Origin of the sequence: Novosphingobium meiothermophilum, from assembly GCF_003171715.1 — a bacterium.
GTDB lineage: Bacteria > Pseudomonadota > Alphaproteobacteria > Sphingomonadales > Sphingomonadaceae > Novosphingobium > Novosphingobium meiothermophilum.
On sequence record NZ_QGHL01000005.1, the window covers coordinates 153,561 to 170,793 of the forward strand.

Here is a 17,233-nt window from a genome sequence, read left to right on the forward strand (position 1 = left end):
CACTTCCCCAATCTGCGCAATTGCTCTAGTGCGCAGCCGTCATGACCGAGCAACGCGACTATCGTCCCACCGTCTTCCTGCCGAAGACCGATTTCCCCATGAAGGCCGGCCTGCCCCAGAAGGAGCCGGTGATCCTTCAGCGCTGGGAGGACGAGGGCATTTACCGGAAGGTGCGCGAGGCCCGAAAGGGGCGCGAGAAGTTCATCCTGCATGACGGCCCGCCCTATGCCAATGGCGACATGCACATTGGCCATGCGCTGAACCATATCCTGAAGGACATGGTCTGCCGCACCCAGACGCTGCTGGGCAAGGACGCGCCCTATGTGCCCGGCTGGGATTGCCACGGCCTGCCGATCGAATGGAAGGTCGAGGAAGAATACCGCAAGAAAAAGAAGAACAAGGACGAGGTTCCGCCCAAGGAATTCCGCGCCGAATGCCGCGCCTATGCCCAGAAGTGGGTCGACGTGCAGCGCGAGCAGTTGAAGCGCCTTGGCATCAATGGCGATTGGGACAATCCCTACCTGACGATGGACGCCCAGGCCGAAGGCACCATCGTGCGCGAACTGCTGAAGTTTGCAGAAAGCGGCCAACTCTATCGCGGCGCCAAGCCGGTCATGTGGTCGCCGGTCGAAAAGACCGCGCTGGCCGAAGCCGAGGTTGAATACGAGGACATCACCTCGACCCAGATCGACGTGGGCTTCGAGATCGTGGAATCGCCGATCCCCGAACTCGTTGGCGCCCATGCGGTGATCTGGACGACGACGCCCTGGACGATTCCGGTCAATCAGGCTTTGGCCTATGGGCCGGAGGTTGATTACACCTTTCTGACTGATGGTGATCGTAAAGTAATCGTCGCCACAGCTCTCACGTCCCAATTCATGGAGCGATCTGGGGACCAGTGGTCTCACGTGATGGGATCAACCGGTCCGTTCGTGTTTAAAGGCTCCACATTCGCCGGAACCATCTGCCGCCACCCGATGCACCATCTCGGTGGCTTTTTCGCCAAGCAGCGCCCCATGCTCCCCGGCGATTTCGTCACCACCGACAGCGGCACGGGCCTTGTCCACATGGCGCCCGATCATGGCGAGGACGACTTTGCGCTGTGCAAGGCCCACGGGATCGAGCCGGTCTTTGCCGTCACGGCCGATGGCAGGTATCGCGAGGACTGGGGCTGGCTCGGCGGACAAGGCTCGGTCATCAATCCCAAGTTCAACGCGCCAGATGGCCCGATCTGCGAGGCCCTGCGCGAGGCGGGCGGGCTGCTCGCGGCGAGCGCGGACTACAAGCATTCCTACCCGCATTCGTGGCGTTCGAAGGCCAAGGTGATCTATCGCTGCACGCCGCAGTGGTTCGTGCCGATGGATCGGCCCGTCGCGCACCTGCCGGTGATCGAGAGCGCGGAACAGCGCTGGGAGAACGAGGGCGGCGACCAGACGGTCGACGAAGTGCCCGCTGCCGGCGCGCGTTCGCTGCGCGAGATTGCCTTGTCAGAGATCGGGCGGGTGCGCTTCGTCCCCGAAAAGGGCCGCAACCGCATCGGCGCGATGGTGGAAGGCCGCCCGGACTGGGTGCTTTCACGCCAGCGCGCGTGGGGCGTGCCGATCACGCTGTTCGTCGATCGCAGGACCGGCCAGTATCTGAACGATCCTGAGGTCAACGCGCGCATCGTTGCCGCCGTCATGGCCGATGGCGTCGATGCATGGGACGAGGAACGCGCGCAGGAGTATCTGGGCGCCAAATACCGGCTGGAAGATTACGAGCGCGTCACCGACATCCTGGATGTGTGGTTCGATTCCGGTTCCACCCATGCCTTCGTGCTCGAATCGGGGCGCTGGCCCGATCTGCAATGGCCCGCAAACCTCTATCTCGAAGGATCGGACCAGCATCGCGGCTGGTTCCAGTCCTCGTTGCTGGAAAGCTGCGCCACGCGCGGTCGCGCGCCCTATGACGCCATCCTGACCCACGGCTTCACCATGGATGCCAAGGGCATGAAGATGTCGAAGTCGCTCGGCAACACGATCAGCCCGATCGACCTGATGCGCGATTATGGCGCGGACATCCTGCGGCTCTGGGCGCTGTCTGTCGATTTCACCGAGGACCACCGCATCGGCAAGGAAATCCTTGCAGGCGTTGCCGACCAGTATCGCAAGCTGCGCAATACCTACCGCTATCTGCTGGGCGCGCTCGACGGCTTTACCGAGGACGAGCGGCTGCCGGTAGGCGAGATGCCGGAGCTTGAGCGCTACATGCTCGGCCTCTTGGGCAAGCTCGATGCAACGCTGCGGCAGGCGGTCGATGCCTTCGACTATAACACCTATGTCCGCGCGCTGACCGATTTCTGCAACGAGGACCTGTCGGCCTTTTTCTTCGATATCCGCAAGGACTGCCTCTATTGCGACGCACCGGCCGATCCCAAGCGCCGCGCCTATCGCACCGTGCTGGATGTGCTGTTCCACGCGCTCGTGCGTTATGGCGCGCCGGTGCTGGTGTTCACGGCGGAAGAGGTCTGGCAATCGCGCTATCCGGGCAGCGAGAGCGTGCACCTGCTGGAATGGCCCGAAGTGCCCGCCGCCACCGTGGACGAGGAGCGCTGGAGCGCATTGCGCGCCCTGCGCCAGCGCGTGAACGAGGCCATCGAACCGCTGCGCCGGGAAAAGGTGCTCGGCTCCGGCCTTGAGGCGGTCGTCACCGTGCCGGAAGGTGCGCCGGAGGCCGATCTGGCCGAACTGTTCATCACCGCGAAAGTCATCCGCGGGCAGGGCAGCGACGTGACCGTCGAACGCTCAACCGACCACAAGTGCGGCCGTTGCTGGCGCCTGCTTCCCGAAGTTGCGGAAGATGGCGCGCTGTGCGGCCGGTGCGAGGACGTGGTGGCCCGGATCGACGCGGAATCGGCTGCCTGATGCTCACTCGCCTGCGCATTCAGGGTCTTGGGCTTGCGCTGCTGGTGGCACTGATCGACCGCAGCGTGAAGGCGCTGATGATCGGCCCGCTGGCGCTGCGCGAACGCGGGCTGATCGAACTCCTGCCCTTCTTCGACCTGCGCTATGCCGAAAACCTTGGCGTTTCCTTCGGCATGTTCAGCGCCACATCGCCGCAAATGCGGCTGGGGCTGATCGCGATAACGGCGCTGATCGCCACGGGGGTTCTGATCTGGCTGCTGCGCGAGACCGCGCGGGCGGAGATCTTCGGCCTTGCCCTGATTCTGGGCGGAGCGCTGGGCAATATCTATGACCGGGTCGTGTTCGGCTATGTCATCGACTATGCCGATCTCAACATCGGGGAATGGCGGCCGTTCCAGATCTTCAACCTTGCCGATGCGGCGATCACCTTCGGCGTCCTGATACTGCTTGCCCGCTCGTTCAAATCGGGCGAAAAGCCTGATGAAACCGGCGACGATACCGCCACGGAGAATGCATGATGCGTAAAGCCGCTGCCCTTGTTCTGGTTCTCTGCGGGGCAACCCTCGTTTCCGCCTGCGGTAGCAGCGGCGGGCTGCTCAACCGTGGTCGTCCGGATGAAATGGCCGTCACCCGCGCCGCGCCGCTGGTAGTGCCGCCCGATTTCGCGCTGACGCCTCCCAGCCCCGGTGCGCCGCGCCCGCAGGATTCTGACGCAGGCAAGCAGACGCTGGAAACCCTGTTCGGCGGCCCTTCCGCGCGGTCGAGCATTGAGACCGATGCCATCAACCGCTCCGGCACGGCTGCTGCCTCGATCCGCTCCACCGTGGGCGATCCGGGCACGCAGACCGTGGCAAAGGGGCAGGTTTTGCGCGATATTCTGGCCGCCCCCGAAGGCGACGGGCAGGCCGCATCGGCCAGTATTCCCGGCTGATCTGGTATTCCCGGCTGATCTGGCAGCTTTGCAGTTGCCATCTCACAGAAGATTAGCAAAGGCCCCGCTTCGGCGGGGCTTTGTTACAGCCGCCAGTCGATTGCTCCGCGCCCGTGTTCTTCCAGAAAGGCATTGGCGCGGCTGAAATGGCGGCAGCCGAAGAACCCGTTATGCGCCGAAAGCGGGCTGGGGTGTGCGGCCTTGAGCACAAGGTGCGGGCCATCGGCAAGGCCAGGAACGCGCGCCGCCTTCTTCTGGGCATGGCTTCCCCACAGCATGAACACCGCAGGTTCCGGGCGCGCCGCCACGGCGGCAATGGCGGCATCGGTGAACAGTTCCCATCCCTTGCCCTGATGCGACCCGGCACTCGCCGCCTCGACCGTCAGCGCATTGTTGAGCAGGAGCACCCCCTGTTCGGCCCAGCGCGCAAGGTGCCCGTGGCCTGCGCGCGGCAGGCCGAGATCGGCTTCAAGCTCCTTGTAGATGTTCACCAGGCTCGGCGGGATCTTCACGCCCTGCTGCACCGAAAAGGCGAGACCATGCGCCTGCCCCGGCCCATGATAGGGGTCCTGCCCCAGAATGACCACGCGCACCGCATCAAGCGGGGTCAGTTCCAGCGCGGCCAGCCGCTGCCCGCGCGGCGGATAGATGACCTTGCCCGCCCGCTCCTCGGCCTGAAGGAAACCACCCAGCGCGCGCAAGGGCGGCGATTGCAGAACGGGTTCCAGCGCGGCGCGCCAGCTTTCGGGAAGTGCGTTTGCGGTCATGCCATCGTCGCTTAATTGCGGCAGTCTATCCGGGCAAGCGGACAAGACGAGGCAGTGCAGGCCGAAGTGCGCTTGTGCAGCATGAGTAACTTCCCCTATGCTGCTTGTGCGAAATGGCCGCGTAATGGCGCGGCGGATCACTTACGGATGGTGTGCGAATGAAGATCGCGATGGTTGGCTCGGGCTATGTCGGGCTGGTTTCGGGTGCCTGCTTTGCCGATTTCGGCCACGACGTGGTCTGCATCGACAAGGACGAAGGCAAGATCAACCGCCTGCTTGAAGGCGTGATGCCGATCTACGAGCCGGGCCTTGCCGAACTGGTCGCCGCCAATGTCAAGGCAGGCAGGCTGTCCTTCTCAACCGATCTGCCCAGCGCGATCGAAGGCGCACAGGCCGTGTTCATCGCGGTGGGCACGCCCTCGCGGCGGGGCGATGGCCATGCCGATCTCAGCTATGTCTATGCGGTGGCTCAGGAACTGGCCGCCAATATCCGCACGCCCACGGTTGTCGTCACAAAGTCGACCGTTCCGGTGGGGACAGGCGACGAGGTTGAACGCATCATCCGCGAGAGCGGCACCGACGTGAAGTTCGCGGTTGTCTCAAACCCGGAGTTCCTGCGCGAAGGCGCAGCCATCGGTGATTTCAAGCGTCCGGACCGCATCGTCATCGGCGCGGAAGAGGAATGGGCGCGGGCCGTGATGCAGGAAGTCTATCGCCCGCTGTTCCTCAACAAGGCGCCGATCCTGTTCACCTCGCGTCGCAGCAGCGAACTCATCAAGTATGCGGCCAATGCCTTCCTTGCCACCAAGATCACCTTCATCAACGAGATGGCCGATCTGTGCGAGAAGGTGGGAGGCGACGTGCAGGACGTGGCGCGCGGCATCGGCCTTGATAACCGCATAGGGTCCAAGTTCCTCCATGCGGGGCCGGGTTATGGCGGCTCGTGCTTCCCCAAGGATACGCTGGCCCTGCTCAAGACGGCCGAGGATTTCGGCAGCCCCGTGCGGCTGGTCGAAGCGGTGGTCAAGGTGAACGACAGCCGCAAGCGTGCCATGGGCCGCAAGGTGATCGAAGCGCTGGGCGGCGATGCGCGAGGCAAGCGCGTGGCGCTGCTTGGTCTCACGTTCAAGCCCAATACCGACGACATGCGCGATGCGCCCTCCATCGCGATCGTGCAGACCCTGCTCGATGCGGGTGCCGAAGTGGTGGCCTATGATCCCGAAGGCATGGAAGCGGCCGCCGCGATCATGCCTGAGGTGAAAATGGCGACAAGCGCCTATGCCGCGGTCGAGGGTGCCGATGCGGTGGCGCTTGTCACCGAATGGGATGCCTTCCGCGCGCTCGATCTGGCGCGGGTGAAGGCGCTGGTGAAGTCGCCGGTGCTGGTGGACCTGCGCAATGTCTATGACCCGGCCGAAGCGCGCGGTGCGGGCTTTGCCTATTCCAGCATTGGCCGGGTCTGACAGGCAGCACAATCGGGCACACGGGGCGCCGGACTGAATGCTTGCGGCCCGTGCCCGGAACGCCTAAGCGACGGGGATGGCCGTATTCCTTCATGAAGAAGACCTGCCCGAAGGCGTGCTTGCGCCCGGCCCGGTCGCCGTCGACACTGAAACCATGGGGCTGGTCACACCGCGCGACCGTCTGTGCGTGGTCCAGATTTCCGACGGCGGCGGGGATGAACATCTCGTGCGCTTTTCGCCCGGCAGCACCTTTGCCGCGCCGAACCTCAAGGCGGTTCTGGCCGATCCCGCGCGGCTCAAACTCTTCCATTTCGCGCGGTTCGATCTGGCCGCGATCGAACATTACCTCGGCGTGATGGCAACGCCGGTCTTCTGCACCAAGATCGCCTCGAAGCTGGTGCGCACCTACACTGATCGTCACGGTCTGAAGGAACTGGTGCGCGAACTGCTGGGCAAGGAGATTTCCAAGCAGCAGCAATCCAGCGACTGGGGCGGGCCGGTGCTGTCAGAAGCGCAGCAGGAATATGCCGCCTCGGACGTGCGCCACCTTCATGCCATGCACGCCATACTGGTCGAGCGGCTGGAGCGCGAGGGCCGCTCCGCCATGGCGCAGGCATGCTTCGATTTCCTGCCCACCCGCGCCCGGCTGGATCTGGCGGGCTGGGCCGAGCGCGACATCTTCAGCCACGAGTAATCCCGCCGGAGGCAAGGCCGCAACCATGACCGTGCAGGCTGATATCATCAGGATCAAGCGCCGGAGCTTTGCCGCTCCCGGCGGGTTCCATGATCGGCTCGTGCATGTTCTTGCCCGTGCGCTGCCTGTGGCCATCGGCGCGCTGCTGGCGGTGATGATCCTTGCCCCGCTGTCGCCGCGCGGCGAGATCAGCTTCCTGCTCGACCGGCGCAAGGTGGCGGTTGTCGATGACCGGATGCAGGTTTCCAGCGCCATGTATCGCGGCCAGGACAACGAAGGGCGCAACTTCTCGATCACTGCCGGATCGGCAGTGCAGCGCACCAAGGCCCGGCCGCTGATCGAACTGGAGCAGCTTACCGCGCGCATCATGCTGAACGATGGCCCCGCGCTGCTGACCGCGGCCAAGGGCAACTACGATTTCGGCAAGGAAATCGTCGATATTGCCGGGCCGATCAATTTCCAAACCTCCGACGGCTACCGGATGACCGCCTCGAATGTGGACATCGACCTTGGCAGCAAGCGGCTGAAAAGCCGCGGACCGGTCGAAGGCCGCATCCCGGCCGGGACGTTCTCGGCCGACCGCATCAGCGCCGATCTTTCCGAGCGCACCGTTACCCTTGATGGCAACGCCCGCCTGCGCATGGTGCCGGGCCAGATGAAGATGCCCTGATGATGAGCGAGACGCCCATGACCAAGATGCCGATGCTCCAAGCCGTGCGATCCGCCCGGCCGCTGCGCTGGGTCGCCATCGGCTTTGCCGGATCGGCAGCCCTTGTGGCGGGCGCACAGCACCTCTCGGCACAAGGCATCGCCAGCCACGACAGCAAGGCCCCCGTGAACTACGCCGCCGATCGGATCGAGGTGCAGGACAAGGCCAAGCGCGTTGTGCTTTCAGGCCATGTCGACATCAGCCAGGCTGACCTGCGAATGCAGGCAGCACGAACCACGGTGGCCTATACCGACAACGGCGAGATCCAGATCGACCGGATCGATGCCACAGGCGGTGTCCGGATTGACCGCGGCACCGAACAGGCGCGGGGCGATGTGGCGGTCTATGATTTCGGGCGCAAGGTCATCACCATGACTGGCAACGTGGCGCTGCGCCGCAATGGCGACACGCTCAACGGAGGGCGGCTGGTGATCGATCTCGATTCGGGCCTTTCCAGCATCGATGGCAAGAGCAGTGGCTCAGGCCGGGTTTCCGGCACGTTTCAGGTTCGGGGCAACAAGAACTGAACGACCGGCCCACTCGCCAGCAGGCGGGATGCGCGGCGCCATCAGCGCCGTCTGGCGGTGCACCTGTCCAGGAGGGCAGCCTCGGCCGCATGTCCTTTGGCGATGAATGCGCGCTTTGCCGCCTGCGCGGCGGCGCAATCGGGGCGAGCACCGGCGTTCTGCGCCATCGTGATCGTCTCGGCCAAGGCGGGCGTGAGATCGCCCGCAGCCTGGCGCAGGAATGCCTTGGTCCAGTTCCCGCCTGCGGCCATGGCTGCGGCAAGAGCCTGACGGCCCTCCGGCGTTGCCACCAGCCTCGCCGTCATGTCCCTGAGCGGCGCCTGATCTTCCTGCACGCCAAACAGCGCCGCCAGACGGCGTGCCGCCTCGGCCTCGTCTCCGGCGGCAAGCGCAATGTCGAACATGGCCTGCTGCGCGATGGGATCGCGCCAGCCGCGCTGGGCCGCGCGCTGGACCAGCAATGCGCTGCCTTGCCGGTCGCCGTTGCGCTCGCTGGCGATGGCCAGCAGGGTGAGGTGCTCGGCTGGCAGAGGGCTGCGCGACACCAGCGTGCGGGCATCGGCAAGCGCGGCTTCGGGAGCAGCGCTGCGCACAGTCGCAATCGTTAGCCGTTCCTGCGCAAAGCTGCGGAAGACCGGCGGCACCAGCGAGGCCAGCGCGGGCTGACGACGCGATGCCCGGTCAAGTTGCGCCCCGGTTGCAATCACGGCCAACAGGCCAATCAGCGCCAGCCATACGATGCGCTTCATGCCGCTGCTCCTTGCGGTTCGGCCCGCTTGCGCGCGGATGCCAAGAGCAGCACGGCGAAGGCGGCAATGCACAGCATCGTCTGGTTGCGCAGCGGATAATCGAGCAGCGATTGCAGGGCTATGGCCAGAAGAATGCCCGCGCCCGCAAGAGCGGACCAGCGCTGCGGCGTGCCTCTTGCCGCCCAGGCGACCCAGAGCACCCAGAGCGCCCACAAGGCCGCGAGGACAAGCCCGGCAGGACCGGCTTCGATGGCGAGTTCAAGATAATCGTTGTGCGCCCGTCCGGCGCGGCGCGGCGAAATGTTTTCCAGCGATTCGTCGAGCTGGAAAACTTCGTCAAAGGTGCCCATGCCCGCCCCCGCAGGCCAGTATCGCCCGACCGCATAGCGCGCATCCTCCCACATGGCGGGCCGCTGCTCGTCGCCCTTCTCGAAGCGCGCCAGCACGGTTTCGACACGTGTGCCGGGAAGCGAGACAATCGCGCCAAGACCCAGGACAAGCGCGGCCAGCGTTGCCACCACGACCGCAAGCGGAGCGCCGCCTTGCTCGCCCGATCCACGGCGCTCAAGCCAGCCGACCAGCATCCGCAGGGCCATGAGGCCAGCCGGCAGTGCAAGCAGCACCAGCCCTGTGCGCGACTGGGTGAGCACGACACCTGTCACGATCAGCACCGCCGCTACCACTTGGGCAAACCACTTGGGCGAAAGCGGGCGTCTCGAAGGAAAGCTGCACAACACCAGAAGACAGGCCACAAGAAAGATCGCGGTTGAATTGCGATTGGCAAAGAAGCCGAACAATACGCCGGGCATTTCGATTTCAGGATAGAGCAGCGCGAACTGATCCTGCCCCAGAACCTGAAGCGTGCCAAGCAGCACGCTGGCAACACCGGCAGCAACGACAGCCAGTTTCCCCAGTTCCAGCCCCTGGCGGCCTTGCGCAAGACCGATGGCCAGAACCGCGAAGGGCGCGAGCAGCGCGATGAACGCCACCAAAGTGCGCGCGACATTCACCGTCAGCGGACGCCAGGCGCCAGCGCCTGCTGCGCCCACCGCCTCGGTGATGAGTGTGCGGCCTGGCAGAACGGTCCAGACATCTGGCGGAAGCGGGACCAGCTGCACCAGCGGCAGCAGCAGCGTCGCGATTGCGAGCAGCGCGAGAGGCCAGCCGGCATTTGCGCCAAAGCGCCAGAACGCAACCGGCATCAGCGCGGCTGCGGCAAGCGCTGCAAGCTGGACGACAAGATTGGAAAGCCCATAGGCGCTGCCACCGCCGCCGAACAGGCAGGCGAGGATAATCAGCGCAGCAAGCATGACGCCGGGTTGTTTCAGCATGGAAGGGTGATTGAACCGAAGCGCGCGCAGGTCAAGCGCTTAGCGCATGGGCACGGCGCACCGCACCCGCAGCGCAGGCATGAAAAAACCCGGCCGCCCTGAAGGCAACCGGGTTTTCAATTCTGCAAGCCAGAATTCAGGCGCCCGACGACTTCGTCTCCAGAGCGCGCGACAGGCCGTAAGCCGCAGCACCGCCGGCGAGCAGGATCAGGATCCATGCAGCGCCCTTGAGGTCGTTTTCGGCTTCAACCGAAGTCGACGCACGGCTGGCGGAATAGCTGGCTGCCGGATACGTGGCCGAGCTGCTGGCACGAGTACCAGCTTCAGCGACAACCGGTGCGGCCATAAGGACCGAAGCGGCCAGCGCCGATGCAATGCGCGCAATCTTCATGCTCAATCTCCTAAGCAGTATCGCTTCCGTGTACCGCCCTCTCGATGCTTCGCTTACCGCAACGCAAAATGATTCGCAACCTAAACTGCGTAATTTCCCTTACGCAATATACGTATGGTTGTATCGCGGAACTCAACGGAAGTTAAGGACGCGAACGGGGCAGAAAACGCCCTGAAATCGGCGCCTGACTCACGCGCTGGCTGGATCACAAGGCCGCAAATCTTGGAAATATGCGCCTCGCGGCGACTGGGCCGGTCAGTTCGTGCCCGCCCGATGCCAACGCCCGTTGCGACATGGCATGAACCAAGGTTTCTCTTGACAGGTCAGGCTGGTGCCCGCGCGCCATGCTGCATTGCAGAAGTGCAGGCAGTGCACCTTTCTGCCCGCGCAAGCCCCCCATCGCGGCCCGTCATGAACTGCCGCGCAGCCAGCGCAGCGTCGAGACTTCCTGCATCAGGGCGTCCTGATCCACCCTTGCGCGCCGGGCAGCAAGATAGGCGCGCCCCCGCTGCACCAGCCAGACAGGATAGGCCAGCCAGCGCAAGGGATTGTCACCGCTCACGCGCATCATGCCCGCAAGGATCAGCGGGGTGGGGGTGACGGCCGCCCGCAGCGCCGCCTTCCAGCCGGGCGCGCGCCCCTTTCGCATGATGAGCCCGCGCATCATGAAAGCATGTTCGAACTGGCTTTCATCGCGCAGCATGGCGGCGCGGCTGGCCGCAAGGTGCGCGGCAAGATCGGGCGCGGGATCGCGCAGGGCCGGGGGCACCCAGCTTGCGCCGTAGGACAGCGCAAGCATCGCGATCAGCCGCAATGCGCGCTCCAGTCCCATCTGCCTTGCCTGATCGATAAGCACCTCCCAGTCGACCGGACCCTTCATGGCCGCAAAATGCAGGTCCGCCAGCGTGATCGGACCATTCTCGAACAGGTGATGCAGCGTGGCGTGTTCCACCAGATGCAGCAGGTTGGCATGCATCGACGGAACCCGCACCGCCGTTCCCGCCACCACGATCTCCTCGGCATGCTCATGGACCATGCGCACCAGTTGCGGTTCCTCGGCCCAGTCGCGCGCATTCAGGCGGTGGTGGATTTCGAGCGAGATGCCGCGCTGCAAGTCGGTCAGTTCGGGAAGCTGATGGCCGAACTCGATCCCGTAGAACGCCGACCACTCGGCCACTTCGTAGATCCCGCTTTCGATCATCGCCTGCTGCGCATGTTCGGCGCGGTCTGCTGGCACCAGCAGATCCAGATCGCGCAGCCTGCGCAGCTGCGGCTCCGGATAGTCGTTGAAGGCAAGCCGGGCGCCCTTCAGCGCAATCGGTGAAATCCCCTGGGCCTCCAGAAACCTGACAGCTTCGGACAGCCCGATCATGTGACCAAAGCTCGACATGGCCGCGCTGCGCGCCTCATCGTCGAGCGCCTCGCGCGCCGGTGCGGGCACAAGCGTCTCTGCCCCGGCACGCCGCACGGCGCGGTCAACCAGCAGGCCCACCCGCTTCGAAATGGCCCGATCGACCAGTTGCGCCCAGCCTTGCGCGGCCAGAGCCTCGAAATCGGGGCCAAAGTCGGCGTCAGGCGCTGCGCACAGGCGCGCCAGCAGTGCGCCGATGCGATCCTGCTCGCTGCCATAGGCCATCGGATCACAGTCCTGCACGGATCACCCCACATCCCCCGCGGCAGGCTGCGCCGCCGCTGGCGCTGGATCATCGAGAATCCTGCCATCGGCCAGCCGCACGTGATGATCGGCCACGGCTTCAAGCGCCCCGCCATGCGCAATCACCAGAATGGTGCAACGATCGCGCAGGCGCCGGATCGTGCGCGCGATCGCCGCGTCGTTCTCGCGGTCGAGCGCGTTGGCGGCTTCGTCAAGAATCAGGAGTTCCGGCACATGAAGCATCGCGCGCGCAAGGATGAGGCGCTGCCGTTCCCCGCCGGAAAGCTGGTGGCCGTGTTCCCCGACCATCGTATCAAGCCCCTGCGGCAGGCGCGCAACGAAATCGGCCGATGCCTCGGCCAAGGCCTCATGGAGGGCGGCATCATCGGCATCAGGCCGCGCCCAAAGCAGGTTTTCGCGGATCGTGCCGCTGAAGAGCACCGGCACCTGCTGCACGTAGGTCACGCGCGAACGCCATGCGCGCCGCTGCCCGAACGGCAAGGCCTGCCCGTCGATCACCAGTTCGCCGGCATCGGGCGTCAGTAGCCCGCCGATAACGTCGGCCAGCGTGCTCTTGCCCGCGCCGGACGGACCGCTGAGTGCGGTAATGCGATGAACCGGCAGGACAATGCTGACCCGGTCGAGAGCGGGCCGGTCGCGCCCCTCGAAACGCACGGTGACATCGCTAAGCGCAATTGCCCTGCGCACGGGTGGCAAGACGACGGCCGCATCGGCATCGGGTTCACGCGCCGCTTCGGCGCGCGCGATCATCGCGCTCGCCGCCTCCACCGCGGGGCGCGCGTAGGCAATGTCCTGCATGCAGCCCTGAAGGGCAAGCAGCAGCGGCAGGGCGCGCGCGAACAGCACAATCATCGGCAGCATGGCCAGAACATCCACGTGCCAGACCTCCAGAGCCAGCCAGACCACGATCGCCAGCAGCACCGCATTGCCCACCTGCAACGCAAGCTGGCCAAGCTGGTTGTCGCGGTTATAGCGCCTTTCGGTATCGTGCAGGGCCGCCAGTTCGCGCTGGAGGCGCGCCTCGGTCTGCCGCTCGGCGCCGAAGCTCTTGATGACGCGCAGCGCGGCCAGCCCCTCGCTCAGCTCGGCGTGGATGCGGCTGTAAACATGGTCGAGCGCCTCTCCCAGACGCCGGGCACGTCGCCGCATCCCCCTGTAGGCAAGGATCACCAGTGCGCCGCAAACCAGGGCCCCGGCCGTGATCTGCGGCGAGATCGCAAGCGATGCCAGCCCCACCCCGGCAAGCGTGACAAGCGCGATTGCGCCGGACAGCACCCGCTCGACGCCATAGCCCACGCGGTCGATCGTGGTGATGAGCAGATTGGCGCTTTCGGTCTGTCGCATTCCCGAAAGAACGCGCCAGTCGCAATGCAGCAGGGCACGCCATGCCCTGAGGCGCAGCCCGTCGATCAGGCGGCGCTGCACCGCCAGCGCCACCAGCGTGCGGGCAAGGTTGAGCAGCCCCCGCAGCGCGATCAGCAGCACGAACACCACCAGCATGATCGCCAGCGCCCGGCTGCCGCGCAGGGCATCGGGGCCGCCCAGATAGCCTGCCATGCCGGAAAGGATGCCGGGCAGCGCGGCGGTGCCGGTCATCACCGCGAGAATGGGCACGAGCAGGACAAGACCGATGCTCTCGGTCGCCGCCGAAGCCAGCGACAGGACCACCAGCAACACCGCGCGGCGCGGTTCGATCTGGCTGGCGACAATGGCGAAGGGGTGGTTCAGCGCCCTGTCCTCTGCTTGTCGGAGCTTGTCCTCTGTTTTGCGGGAAAGGCGGGAAAGGCCGCAAAATCCGCAATGTCCCCGCCCGTCACGATGGTTTCCCCCACGGCCAGCCAGGCATGGGCCAGCAGGCCATCGCCGTCCTCGCGCTTCATGCCGATGCTGATCCGCGCCGTGATGCCGTGACCGGCAAGCCAGCGACGCGCTGCAAGGCACTGCACCAGACAGTCCGACCGCCAGGGCACGCGCGGCGCGACAATGGCAATGGCACGGCTCACCCGTTCGATCACCGTCAGGGCATCGGCATCGGGCGCGGGCGCATCTGTGCCAGCGGGATCGGGGCGGTCAGGTATCTGCAATTGCTGCGCCGTGCGGCGGGCAAGCCTGATGCGGGCCAGTGCCAGTTCGCCAAGCGCGCGCAAGAGATCGCCGGACGCGCGCGGCCCGATTGTCCAGAGCCGGGGCAGCTCGCCCATGGCCCGCGCCAGCGGCACCTTGACCTGCCGAGGCCTCTGCAATTTCGGGCGTGACGTTTCATCGGAGGCGGGCATCGGCATGGCAATCGCTGCAAAGTGGCCTTCTGCTGTCATTGGCCTTCACGGTCCGCGGCGCCATCCTCCGAAAAACCGCGCCGAACCTGAGCCTTGCTAATCCCGCCGGGGTAGTGAATCAATAGCCGTGCGATTTCCTTCATCAACGGTGCTGGTGCAAGCGGCCAGCACCTCGATGCGGGAGCGTGCATTTCTCGAAGGCCACGCGCCATTATTGCAGCATTTCGGAGTTCCCAGGAAATTGAGCGGGTTTGCTGCAATCGTGCGTTTTGATGGCCAGCCGGTCGATCCTGCCGCGCTGGAGCGGATGACCGGCGCAATGGCCTATCGCGCCGAGGATGGCATCCGTCACCTGCACACGGCACCGATGGGCATGGGCCACTGCGCCTTTCGCACCACGCCGGAAGCGGCCGAGGCTGTCCAGCCGCTGCGCGACGCGGACGGGCGGCTGGCCATCGTCATGGACGGCTGGCTGGCCAACCCGGATGAACTGCGCGCCGAACTGCTGGCTAAAGGCGCACCCCCGCGCTGGCCGTCCGATGCCGAACTCGTGCTGCAGGCTTACCGCGTCTGGGGCGAGGACTGCGTCGATCGCATCGAGGGTGAATATGCCTGCGTGATCCATGATGCGGCCTTGGCCCGCGTGTTCTGCGCCAAGGACCACGCCGGGATGCGCCCGCTGTTCCATCACTGGGACGGCCGCAGGCTGCTCGTGGCAAGCGACGTGGCCGCCGTGCTTGCCGCGCAGGATTTTGCGCAAAGGCTGAACGAGGATCGCATGGCGCAATATCTCGCCAGCGATTTCCAGACGCTCGACGAAACCGTCTGGGCCGGAGTGATGCGCCTCCCGCTTGCCTCGTGCATGACAGTGGATGCAAGCGGGCCGAAAGTGCGGCAATACTGGTCGCTCTCATCGGGAGAACGCATCCGCTACCGGCGCGATGAAGACTATTTCGCCCATTACCGCGAAGTGCTGATGGACTGCGTGCGCCGCGCCTCGCGCAGCCAGCTTCCCATCGCCTGCGAGGTCAGCGGCGGGCACGATTCCTCCGCCATTTTCGCGCTGGCACGCCGCCTGAAGGAAGCCGGGCAGTTGCAGGCACCCGATGCGCTGGGGTTCACCTACAGAGGCATACCCGGCACCATATCGGACGAGATCGCCTATGCCCGCGATGTCGGGCGCTTCCTCGGCGTGCCCATCCATGAAGCCGAGCCGACCCTCCCGGACATATCCTGGTTCATCAACCAGATCTCCCGCGACCGGGATATTCCTTTATTCCCCAATGGTCAGTCTGCCAGCGCCCAGATGGCACTGATTCGCACGCATGGCTGCCGCGTGGTGCTCGATGGCGAAGGTGGCGACGAGTTCGTCGGCGCGAGCGACCATTTCATTCACGCCGCCCTGCGCGATGGCCAGTGGGGCCTGCTTGCGCGCGAACTGCGCATCAAGGCCCGCAAGCATGGTGCGCGTCATGCAGCGCAGCGCCTGTTCCGATTCGGTCTGCGCCAGTTCCTGCCTGCCCCGCTGAACACGCTGGTGCGCGCCTGGCGCGGCTACCAGCCCGCATCGCAGCATGGCACGCTCGAAGGGCGCGACTGGCTGGCGCCAGCGGTGCATGATCGTCTTGCCAGCCGTCAGGAAACGCTATGGCGGGAGGATACCATCTGGCGGATGCGCGATCCCTGGCGTCGCCGCCTGTGGCGCGAACTCAACGATCCTTTCTTCGAGGTCATGCGCGACAATGGCGCAAGGCTTTCGGCGCACCTTGGGGTGGAACTGCGCTCGCCGATGTACACGCGGCGCTTCATCGCCTTCATCGCGGCCATGCCGCCCACGCTCACGATTCGCGAAGGCGAAGGCAAATACATCCACCTCAAAGCGCTGGAGCACGATCTTCCCCGCTCGGTGCTTGACCGACGCGACAAGTGCGATTTCGGCTTCACGTTCGAGCACCAGTTGCAGCGCCTTGCACCGCTGTTTCAGCAGACCATACCCGATGCGGCGCCCGCAGAAATAGACGCCGAAGGGTTGGCGCGGCTCTATCTAAAGTTCCTGAATGACGGCTCTTATAAGTGGGAGCTTTGGAACCTTTTCGGATGGTTTCACTTGCGCCAGCAAGCATAGTGCCGATCGACTTGGCTCTGCGCCGCGGCGCTGGCCCAGTCTTTCACAGTTTCCCGCGTTTTGATGCACGCGGACTGCGGTCCCGCAAAAACACCTTCGACGCGCCGAGAAGCAAAAGCATTTCAGATACTTCGCATGGGCGAATCACTTCATGCTGCTGTTTCTCGCAGGCACGAATGCCGCGCGTGATTCCCAAAATTAACTATTTTCAGCAACCAGATACTCACCCTCATGGCCTTGCACGTGCGTGCAACACCCCATGGGCCTGTGGTGAAAGATGCAAGGCAGTTGCGCCGAAATCTGCAATTTTCGTCATGTTTTTCATGATTTTGCGGAAATTTCGTCGCGCTTGATAGCGCCGGAGCAGGAACTTGTGCAGCGCAAAAAGGTCTTGCTGCGCAGTTATTCCTCGTTTATTGCTCCATTTACGAGTTAATTTTTACCGCAGTAATTAACCTTCGTTAATCGGCTCGCTGATCAGACGTTGGGAAAATTCTTGCAGATCCTGATGGAGATCGAACTATGGGTACCCAAACGCCAAACACCCGCACCACCACCCGCCGCGCTTACTCGCGCCCGACCCTGGTTGTTTTTGGTTCGGTCCGCGAATTGACCGGGGCAATGACAGGTATGGGCGCAGACATGATGGCGATGTTGGTCTAACCTGATTGACGGTGTTGGCTGTTTAATTG

Annotated in this window: 16 protein-coding genes; 9 read left to right on the forward strand and 7 right to left on the reverse strand. The window is 64.6% G+C overall.

Annotated elements, in window-relative coordinates; all coding sequences use genetic code 11:
* Nucleotides 1-41: 41 nt before the first annotated feature.
* From ileS to DKM43_RS04015, 3 genes are read left to right on the forward strand one after another with little or no spacing between them, the layout of a single operon-like run.
* The gene (ileS, locus tag DKM43_RS04005) at nucleotides 42-2,903 is read left to right on the forward strand and encodes an isoleucine--tRNA ligase (RefSeq protein WP_109797195.1); all 2,862 of its coding nucleotides are present in this window, start codon (nucleotides 42-44) and stop codon (nucleotides 2,901-2,903) included.
* On the forward strand, nucleotides 2,903-3,421 hold the full coding sequence (lspA, locus tag DKM43_RS04010) for a signal peptidase II (RefSeq protein WP_109797196.1): 519 nt from the start codon (nucleotides 2,903-2,905) through the stop codon (nucleotides 3,419-3,421). The genes ileS and lspA overlap by 1 nt, the downstream gene beginning before the upstream one ends.
* Nucleotides 3,418-3,834: a DUF3035 domain-containing protein gene (locus tag DKM43_RS04015; protein ID WP_109797197.1), complete on the forward strand. Its 417-nt coding sequence runs from the start codon at nucleotides 3,418-3,420 to the stop codon at nucleotides 3,832-3,834. The genes lspA and DKM43_RS04015 overlap by 4 nt, the downstream gene beginning before the upstream one ends.
* An 83-nt stretch (nucleotides 3,835-3,917) precedes the next feature.
* On the opposite strand, the gene ung is transcribed toward DKM43_RS04015, so the two are convergent.
* Nucleotides 3,918-4,601, reverse strand: coding sequence for a uracil-DNA glycosylase (ung, locus tag DKM43_RS04020; RefSeq protein WP_109797198.1), 684 nt, complete (start codon nucleotides 4,599-4,601; stop codon nucleotides 3,918-3,920).
* A gap of 158 nt (nucleotides 4,602-4,759) precedes the next feature.
* Here ung and DKM43_RS04025 point away from each other — a divergent pair, with 158 nt between their 5' ends.
* The 4 genes from DKM43_RS04025 (at nucleotide 4,760) to DKM43_RS04040 (ending at nucleotide 7,994) form a co-directional block, all read left to right on the forward strand.
* Nucleotides 4,760-6,064 carry a UDP-glucose dehydrogenase family protein gene (locus tag DKM43_RS04025; RefSeq protein WP_109797199.1) on the forward strand — a complete coding sequence of 435 codons (1,305 nt, stop codon included), beginning with the start codon at nucleotides 4,760-4,762 and terminating at the stop codon, nucleotides 6,062-6,064.
* A gap of 76 nt (nucleotides 6,065-6,140) precedes the next feature.
* The gene (locus tag DKM43_RS04030) at nucleotides 6,141-6,758 is read left to right on the forward strand and encodes a ribonuclease D (protein ID WP_109797200.1); all 618 of its coding nucleotides are present in this window, start codon (nucleotides 6,141-6,143) and stop codon (nucleotides 6,756-6,758) included.
* Nucleotides 6,759-6,783: 25 nt separating this feature from the next.
* Complete coding sequence (gene lptC / locus DKM43_RS04035; RefSeq protein WP_109797201.1) at nucleotides 6,784-7,428, forward strand: LPS export ABC transporter periplasmic protein LptC; 645 nt, start codon at nucleotides 6,784-6,786, stop codon at nucleotides 7,426-7,428.
* 2 nt (nucleotides 7,429-7,430) lie between these two features.
* Nucleotides 7,431-7,994: an LptA/OstA family protein gene (locus tag DKM43_RS04040; protein ID WP_407938481.1), complete on the forward strand. Its 564-nt coding sequence runs from the start codon at nucleotides 7,431-7,433 to the stop codon at nucleotides 7,992-7,994.
* 41 nt (nucleotides 7,995-8,035) lie between these two features.
* Here the strand turns inward: DKM43_RS04040 and DKM43_RS04045 are convergent, their stop codons facing one another.
* The 6 genes from DKM43_RS04045 to DKM43_RS04070 all read right to left on the reverse strand — a co-directional run bounded on the left by DKM43_RS04045 (nucleotide 8,036) and on the right by DKM43_RS04070 (nucleotide 14,341).
* Nucleotides 8,036-8,743 carry a hypothetical protein gene (locus DKM43_RS04045; protein ID WP_109797202.1) on the reverse strand — a complete coding sequence of 236 codons (708 nt, stop codon included), beginning with the start codon at nucleotides 8,741-8,743 and terminating at the stop codon, nucleotides 8,036-8,038.
* Complete coding sequence (locus tag DKM43_RS04050; protein ID WP_109797203.1) at nucleotides 8,740-10,074, reverse strand: O-antigen ligase family protein; 1,335 nt, start codon at nucleotides 10,072-10,074, stop codon at nucleotides 8,740-8,742. The genes DKM43_RS04045 and DKM43_RS04050 overlap by 4 nt, the downstream gene beginning before the upstream one ends.
* Before the next feature lie 136 nt (nucleotides 10,075-10,210).
* Nucleotides 10,211-10,465, reverse strand: coding sequence for a hypothetical protein (locus tag DKM43_RS04055; RefSeq protein WP_109797204.1), 255 nt, complete (start codon nucleotides 10,463-10,465; stop codon nucleotides 10,211-10,213).
* A 409-nt stretch (nucleotides 10,466-10,874) separates the two neighbouring features.
* The gene (locus DKM43_RS04060; protein WP_109797205.1) at nucleotides 10,875-12,101 is read right to left on the reverse strand and encodes a nucleotidyltransferase family protein; all 1,227 of its coding nucleotides are present in this window, start codon (nucleotides 12,099-12,101) and stop codon (nucleotides 10,875-10,877) included.
* Nucleotides 12,102-12,122: 21 nt separating this feature from the next.
* Nucleotides 12,123-13,817 carry an ATP-binding cassette domain-containing protein gene (locus tag DKM43_RS04065; protein WP_161554028.1) on the reverse strand — a complete coding sequence of 565 codons (1,695 nt, stop codon included), beginning with the start codon at nucleotides 13,815-13,817 and terminating at the stop codon, nucleotides 12,123-12,125.
* A 47-nt stretch (nucleotides 13,818-13,864) separates the two neighbouring features.
* Nucleotides 13,865-14,341 (reverse strand): lasso peptide biosynthesis B2 protein, encoded by a 477-nt coding sequence (locus tag DKM43_RS04070; RefSeq protein WP_161554029.1) that lies wholly within the window; start codon nucleotides 14,339-14,341, stop codon nucleotides 13,865-13,867.
* A 316-nt stretch (nucleotides 14,342-14,657) separates the two neighbouring features.
* On the opposite strand from DKM43_RS04070, the gene DKM43_RS04075 reads away from it, so the two are divergent.
* Together DKM43_RS04075 and DKM43_RS16800 are read left to right on the forward strand one after the other, a co-directional pair.
* Nucleotides 14,658-16,541 (forward strand): asparagine synthetase B family protein, encoded by a 1,884-nt coding sequence (locus DKM43_RS04075; RefSeq protein ID WP_161554030.1) that lies wholly within the window; start codon nucleotides 14,658-14,660, stop codon nucleotides 16,539-16,541.
* A 522-nt stretch (nucleotides 16,542-17,063) separates the two neighbouring features.
* The gene (locus DKM43_RS16800; protein WP_109797209.1) at nucleotides 17,064-17,204 is read left to right on the forward strand and encodes a lasso RiPP family leader peptide-containing protein; all 141 of its coding nucleotides are present in this window, start codon (nucleotides 17,064-17,066) and stop codon (nucleotides 17,202-17,204) included.
* The last annotated feature ends 29 nt before the right edge of the window (nucleotides 17,205-17,233 follow it).